This window comes from Amycolatopsis sp. NPDC004747 (genome assembly GCF_053601335.1).
This window is the reverse complement of sequence record NZ_JBSGBQ010000027.1, coordinates 91,772-104,596: the sequence shown is the minus strand read 5'-3', so window position 1 is coordinate 104,596 and position 12,825 is coordinate 91,772. Positions and strand designations below refer to the sequence as shown.

General features: G+C 68.5%; 11 protein-coding genes and 1 tRNA gene. 7 read left to right on the top strand and 5 right to left on the bottom strand.

Annotated elements, in window-relative coordinates; all coding sequences use genetic code 11:
* Positions 1-26 precede the first annotated feature (26 nt).
* Positions 27-99: transfer RNA gene (locus ACWEGE_RS34755), tRNA-Ala, on the top strand.
* Between the two features lie 22 nt (positions 100-121).
* Here ACWEGE_RS34755 and ACWEGE_RS34750 read toward each other — a convergent pair.
* Positions 122-1,297 carry a tyrosine-type recombinase/integrase gene (locus tag ACWEGE_RS34750; protein WP_449664713.1) on the bottom strand — a complete coding sequence of 392 codons (1,176 nt, stop codon included), beginning with the start codon at positions 1,295-1,297 and terminating at the stop codon, positions 122-124.
* A 341-nt stretch (positions 1,298-1,638) separates the two neighbouring features.
* Between ACWEGE_RS34750 and ACWEGE_RS34745 the strand changes: the two genes are divergently transcribed.
* On the top strand, positions 1,639-3,771 hold the full coding sequence (locus ACWEGE_RS34745; protein ID WP_449664712.1) for an ATP-binding protein: 2,133 nt from the start codon (positions 1,639-1,641) through the stop codon (positions 3,769-3,771).
* A gap of 364 nt (positions 3,772-4,135) precedes the next feature.
* Entirely contained in the window at positions 4,136-4,606 is a 471-nt protein-coding gene (locus tag ACWEGE_RS34740) for a hypothetical protein (RefSeq protein WP_449664711.1), read from the top strand.
* Positions 4,607-5,281: 675 nt separating this feature from the next.
* Here the strand turns inward: ACWEGE_RS34740 and ACWEGE_RS34735 are convergent.
* Positions 5,282-6,112, bottom strand: coding sequence for an SDR family NAD(P)-dependent oxidoreductase (locus ACWEGE_RS34735; RefSeq protein WP_449664710.1), 831 nt, complete (start codon positions 6,110-6,112; stop codon positions 5,282-5,284).
* A gap of 37 nt (positions 6,113-6,149) precedes the next feature.
* On the bottom strand, positions 6,150-6,506 hold the full coding sequence (locus tag ACWEGE_RS34730) for a nuclear transport factor 2 family protein (protein WP_449664709.1): 357 nt from the start codon (positions 6,504-6,506) through the stop codon (positions 6,150-6,152).
* A 78-nt stretch (positions 6,507-6,584) separates the two neighbouring features.
* On the opposite strand from ACWEGE_RS34730, the gene ACWEGE_RS34725 reads away from it, so the two are divergent.
* Positions 6,585-7,379 carry a MerR family transcriptional regulator gene (locus ACWEGE_RS34725; RefSeq protein WP_449664708.1) on the top strand — a complete coding sequence of 265 codons (795 nt, stop codon included), beginning with the start codon at positions 6,585-6,587 and terminating at the stop codon, positions 7,377-7,379.
* A 108-nt stretch (positions 7,380-7,487) separates the two neighbouring features.
* Here the strand turns inward: ACWEGE_RS34725 and ACWEGE_RS34720 are convergent, their stop codons facing one another.
* The gene (locus tag ACWEGE_RS34720) at positions 7,488-8,423 is read right to left on the bottom strand and encodes an LLM class flavin-dependent oxidoreductase (RefSeq protein WP_449664707.1); all 936 of its coding nucleotides are present in this window, start codon (positions 8,421-8,423) and stop codon (positions 7,488-7,490) included.
* 91 nt (positions 8,424-8,514) lie between these two features.
* Between ACWEGE_RS34720 and ACWEGE_RS34715 the strand changes: the two genes are divergently transcribed.
* From ACWEGE_RS34715 to ACWEGE_RS34705, 3 genes are read left to right on the top strand one after another with little or no spacing between them, the layout of a single operon-like run.
* Positions 8,515-9,315, top strand: coding sequence for an alpha/beta fold hydrolase (locus ACWEGE_RS34715; protein WP_449664706.1), 801 nt, complete (start codon positions 8,515-8,517; stop codon positions 9,313-9,315).
* Entirely contained in the window at positions 9,309-9,857 is a 549-nt protein-coding gene (locus ACWEGE_RS34710; protein WP_449664705.1) for a MerR family transcriptional regulator, read from the top strand. The genes ACWEGE_RS34715 and ACWEGE_RS34710 overlap by 7 nt, the downstream gene beginning before the upstream one ends.
* Positions 9,826-10,125, top strand: a complete 300-nt coding sequence (locus ACWEGE_RS34705; protein ID WP_449664704.1) for a hypothetical protein — start codon at positions 9,826-9,828, stop codon at positions 10,123-10,125. The genes ACWEGE_RS34710 and ACWEGE_RS34705 overlap by 32 nt, the downstream gene beginning before the upstream one ends.
* Here ACWEGE_RS34705 and ACWEGE_RS34700 read toward each other — a convergent pair.
* Entirely contained in the window at positions 10,109-12,820 is a 2,712-nt protein-coding gene (locus ACWEGE_RS34700) for a BTAD domain-containing putative transcriptional regulator (RefSeq protein WP_449664703.1), read from the bottom strand. The genes ACWEGE_RS34705 and ACWEGE_RS34700 overlap by 17 nt on opposite strands.
* Positions 12,821-12,825: the final 5 nt, after the last annotated feature.

Below are 12,825 nucleotides of genomic sequence, written 5' to 3'. Positions count from 1 at the left end.
CGAGATGCGGAGTTCACCTTCGCCTCGGGGCTATGGCGCAGCTGGTAGCGCACCTCACTGGCAGTGAGGGGGTCAGGGGTTCGAGTCCCCTTAGCTCCACATCGTAAGGAACCCCTTCGTTTCAGCCGTTGTGGCTGGTCGGAGGGGTTTTCTGCATTCCGGGTTCGATCTTCGGTGATCGGCTTGCGGCGTGATCTTGTGCTCCTGGTGGGGCAGAACTGGAGCACCACCCACCGCTGATCCGACGTCGGTGCGGTATTCCTGCTGCTCCCCGGCTCGCCTGGCGGGTGACCCCCACCGTGGCGAAGAGGGGGACAACCGGCGCCACCCGCCCACCGTCGGCCACACTCGGTGACGGCGTCGGTGGTGGCGGGGCCGCTGTGTGCCAGCGCCGCTCGAGATCGTCGAGCAGCCGCTGCTCGACCTCCGGGGCGACGTGGGAGTAGGTCTCGACCACGCGGTTGTCCAGGTGATGGCCGAGCCGGCGGGCCTGGGCGATCTCCGGCGCGCCACCCGCGATCAGCCACGTCTTGTGGCTGTGCCGCAACCCATGAAAAGTCAACCCGGGCCGCACCGCCGCACAGCCCGCCTTCGTCCCGGATGCGTCGCTGCCGTCGACCGCGGGACGGAAGACCCGCCGGAGGAACGTCGAGCGCCACAACCAGGTTCCGCTCGGCGTGGTGAACACAAAACCATACGGGTGCTGCGCGAGGTGCTCGCGTAGTAGCACGACCAGGAACGGCGGCAACGCGATCGGCCCACCGAGCAGACCGGCCTGCTCGGCGATCCGCACCACCTGCTCCGGCATCGCCCAGATCCGCTCCGCCACGGCCCGCCGCGACCGCCGGCCCCGGCGCCGCCGTCGACGCACCGGATTGAACGGAATCAGCCGCTCATCGGCCGCATCGGTCAGCAGCATCGACAGCAGGTTCAGCTGGGAGCTCACGGTCGACGGGGCGAATTCCGTTCGCTCCAGTTCCCGAGCCCACTCGGTCACACCCAGCGCCGTGATCGCACCCAACGGCAGGGCGCCGAACTTCGGGAGGATGTGACACCGCAGTCGGCTGCGGTAGCTCTCGATCGTCCGCAGATCGAGATCCAGCGACCGGAACCACCGCGCCACCCACTCAGCGACCGTGACCGCGCTGTCGACCGGATCGATCCACACCCGCCGATGCCGATCCACCTCCAACCCGGCGGCATAGGCCACAGCGTCACGCCGCGAGCCAAATCCGGACACCGAACGAACACCGAAACCTTGCGCCGATACCTCACGCGCCACGACCTGCTGCCGCACTGCTCCACCCACGCCACAACGACCTCCACACCTGGATAAGACCAACGACGCGTTGGCCCCAACGGTGGAGTTCTCCGGCACAGACATCTCCAGCATCCGCCCTCAACGACTATGCAGCCGCCAGCCGGCATCCAAATGGGGTCTACCCCGATCTTGGAACAGTCCCGGTTCCGCCTTCGTCGGGTGATGCTCGCCAGGGGCTGTGCATGCGAGGCACTGGATCGGCGTCGACACCGACGCCTGCAAACGGGTGAACCGTGGCTTGGCCTTCCGATCGCACCGGACTACCGCGGGGATGCTGGAGCCGTACACCAGTCGCGAATGCTGAGTGAGGCACCAAGTTGGCAGCCGATTCGAACTCGACCAGCAATGAGCTGTCCGCCGGCGTGGTCTCCGGCGCTGTAGTGCAGGCCGGCGTCGTGCACGGCGGCGTCCACGTCGTCGGGTCGCCGCGCGAACACCTGGTGCCGCGGCAACTCCCGGCACCGCCGCAACCATTCGTCGGCCGCGAGGACGACCTGGCGGTGCTCGACGCAGCGCTCGGCCCGGGCGGTACTCCTGTGCTGATCTCCGCCATCCGCGGTGCGGGCGGGATCGGCAAGACGTGGTTGGCACTTCACTGGGCACACCGGCATCGGGATCGCTTCCCCGACGGGCAGCTGTTCGTGGACTTGCGTGGGTTCAGCCCGGACAGCGCGCCAATGCAGCCCGCCGCAGTCATCCGCGGCTTCCTTGATGCGCTCGGCGTCGATCCCGGTCGCATTCCGGTCGAGCCACAGGCACAGGCCGCCTTGTTCCGGAGCCTCGCCGCCGGCCGCCGGATGCTGATACTCCTGGACAACGCAGCCGACACAGACCAGGCGGTTCCGCTGCTGCCGGGCGGCGACCGTTGCCTGGTCGTGGTCACCAGCCGTCGGACGCTTGACGGCCTGATCACCCGCCACGGCGGCCGGCACGTGACTTTGAACATGCTGCCGGACGAAGATGCCCACGCTCTGCTGACGGCCAAGCTCGGCCCCGACCGACTCGCGGCCGAGCCTGACGCGGCGACCGAATTGATCAGGTTCTGCCGCGGCTTCGCACTCGCGCTCGGCCTCATTGCGAGTCAGGCTCAACTTCGGCCCCATCTCCCACTTTCCGAGCTCGTCACCGAACTACACGATCTCGGACTAGCAGCGCTGGACAACGAAGACCCCGTCGCCAGCCTCCCTGCGGTGTTCTCCATGTCGGTGCGCGTTCTGACGCAGCAACAGCGCACGGTATTCGCGTTGCTGGGTATCGCGCCTGGTCCAGATATCAGCCTGCCGGCCGCCGCCGACCTCACAGGCCTGTCCACGCTGCAGATACGCGCGGTGCTGGTGACGTTGGAGGAAGCATCACTGCTGGAGCGCCACCCCGGTGGTCGTTACAGGATGCATGACCTCATTCGCAGCTACGCCACAACCACCGCGAACGACCTGTCCGAGGCGGCGCGCGACGAGGCCTTGCGACGGGTGCTGGACTTCTACATCCACAGCGCAGATTCGGCGGACCGTCTCCTGGACCCGCACCGTCCGCCTCACCCACCTGACCGACCTGAAGTTGGTGCAGGTCGTAAGGCGCCATCAGATCTTCGGGCAGCACTGGACTGGTTCAATACCGAACAGCTATGCCTGTCGGCTGCTCAAAGCACCGCCTTCAATCATGGCTGGCACCGCGACGTCTGGCGACTGGCCTGGGTCTTGGATACCTTCTATTACCGGACTGGTCGTAGAGATGACCAACTCGCTGCGTGGCAGGCGGCGCTGAACGGCGCCACACGCTTGGCAGACCCCGCCCTCCTCACAATCGCCCACCGACGTCTCGGCTTCGTCAGGACCACACTTGGAGAGTACGAGGTGGGGATCGATCACCTGTTCCAGGCTCTCGAATTGGCCAGCGAACAAAAGGCCACCGATCAACAAGCTGAAACCCGCCGGATGCTCGCATGGGCACTATTACGCGCAGGTTCCAACCAGCAAGCCCTGGAAAACGCCACGCAAGCTCTCAGCCTGTACCGCACCCTGAAACAGCCCGCGGGGGAAGCCAACGCGCTGAACGCTGCTGGTTGGTGTGCAGCCAAGCTGGGTCAATACGATGATGCCCGCTCGTATTGTGAAGCCGCTCTCCTCCTGCATCGAAGCAACCTCAACCTCGATGGCGAGGCCAACGCCCTAGACAGCCTCGCCTACGTCGCGCACCACAGCGGCGACCACCGGCAGGCCGTCCGCGGTTACCGACATGCCATCGCCCTGAGCCGCACAATTGGTGACACCTCCCAGGTCGGCAGCAGTCTCGAAGCCCTCGGACATCCCTACGTCGCACTTGGCGAGTACGTGCAAGCCGGCAAAGTGTGGCAGGAAGCGCTGGACCTGTACCGGCAACAAGGCCGCACCGCCGACGCCGAGCGGCTCCGGCAGCAACTCGACGTCCTCGACCATTCCGCCGGTCAATAGCCATCATGGCGCCCTTCCGGTAGTACTTGGCGTGCGAGCAGTGCTCGGCAACCTTGCCTACCTCCGCGATCACATCACCCGAACGAAACCAAACACCGCTACACCGCCTCCCTCACTGAACACCTTGCCGTGCTGGACATCTCTGCGCGGATGCTCGCCCGGAGCGCGGGACACCCTGGCCAGCAGCCACAACCTCGCCGCCACACTCCGAGCGTTGGGGCGGTTGGAGTATGGCCTTGGCTCCGGAGCCTTTGTGCTGGTCACCGCACGATGCCCGGCCGTCCGAGTCCAGCTCAGCCGACGGGAGCGAAACGGCAAGTAAATCGGATGACGGCGGCCGTCGCCTCCCATCACAATGCCGGACGTGCGACTTACCTGGACGCTCAGGCACCACGGTTGGGCCCTCTGCTCCGTCACGGACGGGCACACCAGTGCCGAGGCGTTCGCGTCCTACGTCACCGATGGCCCCGAACAGCTACTGAGAGCCGTCGCCACAGTCGTCCTCCACGAAACGCGCACCCAGGCCGAGTTCGAGGCAGAACCCACCGTCTACCGGTGGTTCTTCCATCGCCGCGACAACACGGTCGCGATCCGCCTTGTCGAAGCAGCCGGCCGGAAGACGCCTGAGCACGCCGGAAGTCTGCTCTGGCGCAGCGACCAACCGACGACCACGCTCGCCAGAACAGTGCTCAGGGCGTTTGACACTGTCGTCGACGACCTGGGAGAGATCAGTTACCAAACCGAGTGGGGCCGCCCGTTTCCTCGACACGAACTCGAAGCTCTCCGGATCGCCTGGCGCAAAGCGTCCGCCACAACGGCTCATCGACGTCGGTGATCACCGATTGCACTGCCATGCCGATGTGCGGACGTTTGGCCCGGTCCACGTATGCCGTCAACATAGTATCCGACGAAGTGTAAATCATCCGCGCTCATGCGAGACAGACACAGGTTCGAGACCTCGTTGTCGCTCGTCGAGGACGAAGCGAACCTGGTCAGCACTACCGGTCCTGAGCTTTCGTTGACGTGGTGGACGATCCCGGCCTGCACGGCTTTCGGTGCAGCAAACAAGAAGTCGACGCCGGTCCTCTCCAGGTAAACTGCATAACCGGCGACTCCCGAGATAGTCAAGCCGAGGCACACGACAATGACCGATAGACCGGCTCGCTGTTCAACTCGCACCACCAGGCCGAGAACCCCGGTGCCAACTATGACGAGGCCGAGAACGGCCATTGCGATTTCGAGAAGGAGACTCAATCGCCTGGTCATGGGTCGGAAGGTCGGTGCAGCCGTCGCCGTGGCGGCCGCGGGCGCGGCTTGGCGCCGACGGGCAACAGCGGTTGCAGCAGCGCCCACTGCGCGTCGATCAAATCGGCCCGCGCCGTTGCCGCTGGGCCGGCCACGAGGTCTCCGGTGGTGCAGGTTTGCTTGGTCGCTAACCCGTCTACCTTCCCTATTTGATCACCGACACGCCGCCGCGATCACCCGCGCAGCCCGACCTTTGAAACACGGTCTAGAAGTCCGTGCTGCGTGAAAGCTTCTCGTTGGCTCGTAGCTCCACGAGGGCGTTCTCGTGCATCTCGGTGACGACGTCGTAGCCGGAGTTGCCGAGTACGATCCGGCGCGGCGGAACGGGTGCGTTCATCGCGCTGATCACGGCCCGCACTCCCCGCACGGGATCGCCCTCTTGCTTGCCGTTGTGTTCCACGAACGCCGCCTTGACGCTCTCGACCATCGGCATGTAAGCGTCGACGACCTCGGTGACGGACTGGTCCTGGAAGCCGGCGAAGGCATTGGTGCGGGTTGCTCCCGGCTCCACGACGAGCACCCGCACACCGAACGGCTCGACCTCGAGCCGCAGCGTCTCCGACAGTCCTTCGACCGCGAACTTCGCCGCCGAGTAGTAGCCGAACCCCTGCGCGCTGACGAGGCCCGCCACCGACGACATGTTCACGATCCAGCCGCCGCCGCGTGCCCGCATACCCGGCAGGACCGCACGCACGACGTCGACCACGGCGAACAGGTTGAGGTCGAACGTGCGGCGGATCGTCTCGTCAGGGGCCCCTTCGATCGAGCCGAACCAGCCGCGGCCCGCGTTGTTGACGAGCACGTCGATTCCGCCGAACCGCTCCTCCGCCGCCTTGACCGCCGCACGCACCTGCTGGGCATCGGTGACGTCGAGCTCGAGAACCAGCACGCGGTCGCCGTAAGGCTCAGCCCATTCCCGCAGCTCAGCAGGCCGACGGGCGGTCACCGCGACTCGATCGCCCTGGTCCAGTGCGGCCTCGGCGTAGACCAGACCGAACCCTCCGGGCGTCCCACCGGTGATGAACCACGTCTTCATGATTTTCTCCATTCAAGATCGACGTGCGCGGGTTCGGTCAGGCTGCGTGGTTGGCGATGACGAGTTCGGCGATGCGGTCATCCCGGAGCGTGAACCGGTAGTCGAGCTCGGCGACGCCACCCGGGAAGGTGCCCTCGAGCCGCACGGTCACCACCCAGTGGGTGTCGTCGACGCGGTGAGCGCCGACCTGCTCGGTCGTGTACTCGAACTCGGACCCGGCGTCCCGGAGGAACGCGTAGACCTCTTTGCGGCCGTGGAAAGTCTCGTCCTGGTCGACGACCACCGCGTCCTCGGTGAGGAACGACGAGGCGGTGTCGGCGTCGTGGACGACGTGGGCGGCGAAGAACTCGCGCACGGTGGCCGGGAGGGACGGGGAATCGGTGTGCTGTGTCATGAGCCCATCGTGTGAGCTCACGGCGTGGGAGGGTCAAGCCGTGGACTCTCCCCCGGGGAGAGAGTCCAGAATGGAGGGGTGCTGAGCATCGGGGAGTTTTCGCGGCTGACCCACTTGAGCGTGCGGACGCTGCGCCGGTACCACGAAGCGGCCCTGCTGGAGCCCGCCGTGGTGGACCAGACCACCGGTTACCGCTACTACGGCGTCGACCAGATCCCGACCGCGCAGGTCATCCACCGGCTCCGCGAGCTCGACGTCCCGTTGAGCGATGTGCAGCGCATCCTGCGGACCCCCGACCCCGACGTGCGGGCGGCCCTGGTCGCGGACCACCTGCAACGCCTCGAGGACGTGCTCGACCGCACCCGGGCCGCGGTCGTGTCGCTGCGGCGCCTGCTCCGGCCCGACCCCGCGCCGATCGATGTCGAGCTGCGTGCGGAGCCCGCGCGGACGGTCGCGGCGGTGGAGGCCGTGGTCGGGCATGGCGACGTCGAGACCTGGTTCGCCGGCGCGATGGCCGAACTGGAGGCGGCCGTGGGCGCCGCCGTGACCGGACCGCCGGGCGGCTGCTACGACAACGCTCTTTTCGAACAGGAACGCGGTCACGCGCTCGTCTACGTGCCGACCGCGGCGCCGCCTCGCACCGGACGCGTGCACCCGGTGGTTCTCCCGGCCGCGGAACTGGCCGTCACCACCCACGTCGGCGAGCACGACGGCGTCGAGGTCACCTACGGCGAACTGGGGACCTGGGTGGTGGAGAACGCGATGTCGGTGGCCGGACCGGTGCGGGAGGTCTACGTCGTCGGCCCTCGTGATGCAAGCGATCCCGCCGCGTGGCGCACCGAGATCGGCTGGCCGGTCTTTCGCGTCACCTGAAGCGCCGGTCCGTGCGGACAGCGGCCGCCCAGTACTCGGTGTCAGATGTGAACAGGTCGAGCGTCCGCTCGTGTCCTGCCCGGCGGTTGCGCCAGCATGCCGTCGCGGTTACCGTCCCGCCAGCTCGGCAACGACCGGCGCAAGAGCACCGGCGGCCTCGGCGCCGAACACGAAGTAGGAGAATCCCATCTCCTCCCGTCGCCGTTGAATCTCCTCGGCGGCGGCAGAAGGATCACTGGGCAGGAACGCCAGCGAGTCCGCGGCCCGGACGGCAGCGGGGTCGGTGTCGGGTCCGGCCATGAACGCGGCGACCGAGTCGCCGACCACCGGCACGTGCAACGCCAGTTCCACACCGCGGCGGTTCTCGAATTGTTCCACCCGTTTCCTCGTCTCGGCCCGCGTCTCGATCTGCGGCATCACGAAAGTCACCGTGTCGGCGAGTTCCGCGGCGAGCGCTTGCGCCTTCGGGCCGCCCACCGCCATGACCACCGGCGTGTGCCGGTCCGGGCCGTCGAGGTCACGCAGGGCCGCGACCACGTCACGCACCTGGCTCAACCGCCGGCCCGCCGGGGTGGGCGGCAGGCCCAGCTCACGGAGTTGGCCCGCGATCCCGGGCCGGCCGGTGCCGATGCCCATCTCGAAACGCCCCTCGGTGAGCACCGACAACGAGTGCGCCTCCCACGCGGTGATCCACGCAGGCCGGACCGGAGACGCGTACACCCAGGTGCCCACGCGCAAGCCGGTGATCGTCGCCGCCACCGCGAGCGCCGGCCCCGGTGCCGGCTGCCACTGCGGCACATCGGGCATCAAAATCGTCGAGTAACCGCTGTCGGCCAGCACACGCAGCTGATCACGCCAGGCCGGCAGGTCAGCGGTGATCGGCGCCACGACCCCGAACCGCAACGGCCTGTTCTCGCGTGCGGAGGTATCCGCCATGGTGAAGCCCCTTCTCCCGCGGCCCGGCCTGGTGCCGAGCTCATCCCTACCACGAACGAGCCACCGCGCATCCGACACAACCCGCCAAGCAATCCGGCGTCCGCTCAAGGGCTGATCGAAATCTTGAGCAGAAGACGCACGGCGACCAGCGCTGCCGAGGTTGACTCTGACGCAGGGTCAACCCCGCAGCATGGCTGCCATGACCACGAAAGCCAGTCAGTTCGAAGTCCACCGCAACGGCGTGACGATCTCGGTCTCCCGCGGCGGCCGGGGACGGCCGCTGGTCCTGTGCCCCGGGCTCCTCACCACACAGGCCGACCTGCACGAGCTGATCGACCTGCTGCGCCGCGACCACGACGTGGTGGCCTTCGACCTCCGGGGCCACGGGCTGTCCTCGCCCGCCGACGGGTACAGCTTCGAGGCGTTCCTCGGCGACCTCGACGCCGTCGTGACGGCGCTGGGACATTGCTCGCCGCTTCTCGTGGGACATTCGCTGGGCGCGGACCTGGCCGTGCACTACGCCGCCGGGCATCCGGGCGCGGTGACCGGGCTCGTTCTCGTCGACGGCGCGAACCCGGCACCCGAACCGTTCCTCACCGAGGCCGACCTGCCGGACTTCTGCGCGATGGCGGAAGAACTACGCCACGAGCTCGAGCCGGCCAAGGACACTCCGCGTCAAGTGCTCCTCAGCCCGCAGGACTTCCTCGACCTCAACCTCGAGATCGAGGAAGTCCGATCCGGCATCCTCGACCGGTACCGGAAGATCGACCGCCCGATCCACCTGATCATGTCGACCTCGATGGCGGGCAACGGCAATGATGCGCGTACGCGGTGGCGCAACCAGAACTGGCGGGCCGGCATCGAGCGGCTCACGCGCGAACGGCCGCACGTCACAACGTCGTGGTTCGACGCCGGCCACCGGCTCGTCGTCACCCACGCTCCGGAGATCGCCCGGCTGATCCGCGATACGCAGACGCCGGGGACACTGGACCGATGCTGACCATCGGCGAACTGGCGTCGTACGCGGGAGTCACCGTGCGGGCGGTGCGGCACTACCACGCCAAAGGGCTGCTGCCGGAACCCGAGCGCGACCGCTCCGGGTACCGGAGGTACGACGCCGGTGCCGTGGTCGAGCTGATCAGGATCAGGACCCTCGCCGAGGCAGGAGTCCCGCTGTCGCGGGTGCGGGAGCTGCTCCAGGCCGGCGAAGAGGAGTTCGGCGCGGCGGTCACCGACATCGACCGGCGGCTGCAGGCGGAAATCCGGCAGCGGCAGCGGCATCGCCGGCGGATCCGCCGCATCGCCTCCGGGGACAGTCTGGCGCTGGCTCCGGAGGTGGTCGAAATCCTCGACCGGCTGCGGGCGCTCGGCGTCGACGAGCGGATCGTCCGGGTCGAGCGGGACGGCTGGATCCTGCTCGCCGCGCACTCACCCGAGCGGGTCCCCGAGTGGGCGGCGCGCAAGCGGAAGCAGATCGCCGACCCCCCCGCTCATCGACTTCTACCGCACCTTGGGCGAAGCCCTCGACCGAGCCGACGGTGATCCGGAGCTGATCGAACTGGCCGACAGGCTGGCCACCTACATCACGCACCTGGCCGAGCAGGGTGCCGGCGACACCGACGTCGAACCACCCTTCGCCGAACTGATGGACGCCCTGGCCTTCGACACCGCCCCGCCGGCCCGCCGGCTGATCGAGCTGCTGAGAACCCGCGGCTGGACCGGCTGGACGAAACTCGAACGCGTCGACCCGGCACCGAGGGACGTGTCGGACATCCTCCCGGGTCGCGGATCGCTCAACGGCCCTCCGTGAGGCGGTCTCGCAGCCGGGCGTGGCGGAACTGGTACACCGCGCCTGCCTGGCGCAGCACACCGCGCCGGTGGGCGTCGGCGAGGAAGCGGTTCAACCGCGGAGGCGTGTGCCCCAACAGCGCCAGCCAGATCCGGCAGCACAAATAGGCGCCCCACGACCGCGAAAGGGTCATGGTGACGCCGACCGCGAGCCCGAAGACCGCGCCCGCCGCGAGCCCCAAGCCCAGGGAAATGTGGTGGGACATGGCAACGCCGCCGACGACGAAGCCGGCGAACCCGTAACCGAGGCAGCCGATGTGCCGGAACGCGAACCAGCCGAACAACGCCGACACGGCCCCGGCCGGCAGTGCCCGGACGAGGTGGAAAGGATCCCGCACCGCGCCGAGGTTCGAGTGTGGCGCACTGAGCGCGATCGCGAACGCGTAGAACAGCCCGATCGCCACGGCCACCGAAACGGCAAGGGTCAGCGTTGCGACCCGGTCCTGGGCATGGGTCGCCGCCGGGCTGGACGCCTGGGCCACGTCGGTCGGCACCTTCACCCAGACATGGACCCCCAAGCTGAACCCGAACACGGCGCCGAGCACAGCCACCGCGCCGAGCGGGAGCGACCAGACCAGCCCGATCGCGACGCTGATGGCGAGCCCGATCGCGAACCGGCCGAGGAACGGCCAGACCGTGCCGTGGAACCGGACCTCCACTCGCAGCGGCCCCGCCCGCGTGCCCCAGCCCTGGGCAGCACAACCACCGACGGCGGTGGCCAGCCCGTAGACCGTGGCCATGAGGGGGCCGTTGGCCAGCTGGCCGGCGAGTGAGAACAGACCTGCCGATGGCAGGCCCAGGAGAACGCCCCTGGCGGGCCTCGGTACCGACCGCACCAAGAGCCACCAGGCGATTTCGGCGGTTTGGGTGCGCCGCAGATGGTGGGCCAGGAACGTCAACCATCGCCGGGCCTGGTCCGGGCGGTATCCGCGGACCGCGGTGCCCGGCGGCCGGGGACGTCCGGCGTAGGAGGCCGGCAGGAACGCGTCGAGCAAGTGGTCTTCGACCGCGGCGCGATCCGGGAAGCGTCGCCTGTCGGAAAGCTCCGCCGGGTCACTGGCGGGATCGCGGTAGGCCGCGCGGGCCAAGTCGACCATCAGCGGGGTCGACAGGGCCTGCGCGAGCGGGCTGTCGCCGCGGCGGCGCAGGTGGTCGACGACGGGTTGCCAGCGTGTGTCGCCCGCGTGCTGGCGCGCGGTGAGGAACCGGATGGCGTCGTCGAGCCGGACGGGTTCGATCTCCACCACCGCGGCCCCGGCCAGGATGGCGCCGTGCCGGACCGCGGTCTCGTACTCCTCGGCCCGGCACGACACGACGAGCGGGCGATTCCCCGCTATCGCTTGGTCGAGGGCGTCGATCGCGGCGGCGTGCATCCCGGGCGGCAGCTCGTCGAGGCCGTCGAGCACCGGTATCACCCGCTCATCGGTCACCAGGTTGGCCGCGGCGTCGGGTCCGTACGCCGAGGCGTTGCGCAGGCCGGGGTGGTCTTCCCGCAATCTGCGGGCCAGCCAGTGGTGCAGGTGCTCCCGGCAGGGGTTCCAGGACGAGAGCGGAAACAGCACCGGCGTCGGGTCCCCCGGGGTGCGGTCGGCCAGCAGGGCGAGCGTCAGCAGGATCGTCAGCACCGTCTTTCCCGACCCCGGTGCGCCCAGCACGACCAGCCGGCGCACCGGAAGCTCGCGGAACTGTGCCGCCAGTTCGGAGATATCGCCGCGGAGCACGTCGTTCACGGCGGTCACCGGCCGGCCGGTGCTCGACCACCGCACCCGCAACGGCGCCGGGCGGTGCAGCGACCGGATCTCGGCTTCCGCGGTCCATTGCCGGGTCACGGCGGTGGCCAGTTCGCGCACCGCCCGGTCGAGTGGTGCGTCCGGTACGTGTCGGTCACCGACGGTGGGGCCTGCCTGCGGCCCGGGGGTGGCCAGGCCCGGGTCGGACGTCAGGATCCGCTGGTGCAGCCGGCGGAGGTCCGCACCCGGGTCGATGCCGAACTCTTCGGCCAACCGCACCCGGGTCCGTTCGTAGTGGGCGAGGGCATCGGCTTGACGGCCGGATCGGTACAGCGCGAGCATCAGCTGCGCGGCGAGCCGCTCGTCCCACTGGTGTTCGCCGGTGCGGGTGAGCAGTTCGGGGACAAGCTCGGCGTGCTGACCCTGTTCCAGCCGCAGATCGGTCAAGTCGAGCTCGGCGGTGAAGCGCTCCTTCTCCAAGATGTCGCGGACACCGTTCAGCCACGGGCTGTCCACGCCGGAGAACGGATCGCCCCGCCACAACGCCAGCGCCTCGTCGAACAGGGCGATCGCAGCGGAGCCGTCGGCCGCCCGGGCTTGCCGAACCAGCTCGCGAAACCGGTGCGTATCGATCAGGGCTTCGTCGACGGTGATCAGATAGCCGCCTGATCGCCGGACGATCTCCGCCCCGGCCACGGGGGCCAGCGCTCGGCGCAACCTGTGCAGGTAGCTGTAAAGCGTGTCTCGTGCGCTTCGCGGTGGCCGGCCGGCCCACACCCGTTCGATCAGGTGGTCGGCGGACACGAGCCGATTGGCGTCCACCAGCAGGACAGCCAGCACCGAACGCTGTCGAAGAGGCCCCAGATCGACCAAGCGGCCATCGACGCGAGCCTCGATGTCCCCCAGCAGACGGAACTCAGCCGTCATCATCC

Excerpts from the sequence above, each read along its gene's own strand:
- ACWEGE_RS34735 (WP_449664710.1), bottom strand. The coding sequence starts at position 6,112 with ATGAAGACGTGGTTCATCACCGGTGGGACGCCCGGAGGGTTCGGTCTG.
- ACWEGE_RS34730 (WP_449664709.1), bottom strand. The coding sequence starts at position 6,506 with ATGACACAGCACACCGATTCCCCGTCCCTCCCGGCCACCGTGCGCGAG.
- ACWEGE_RS34715 (WP_449664706.1), top strand. The coding sequence starts at position 8,515 with ATGACCACGAAAGCCAGTCAGTTCGAAGTCCACCGCAACGGCGTGACG.
- ACWEGE_RS34710 (WP_449664705.1), top strand. The coding sequence starts at position 9,309 with ATGCTGACCATCGGCGAACTGGCGTCGTACGCGGGAGTCACCGTGCGG.
- ACWEGE_RS34700 (WP_449664703.1), bottom strand. The coding sequence starts at position 12,820 with ATGACGGCTGAGTTCCGTCTGCTGGGGGACATCGAGGCTCGCGTCGAT.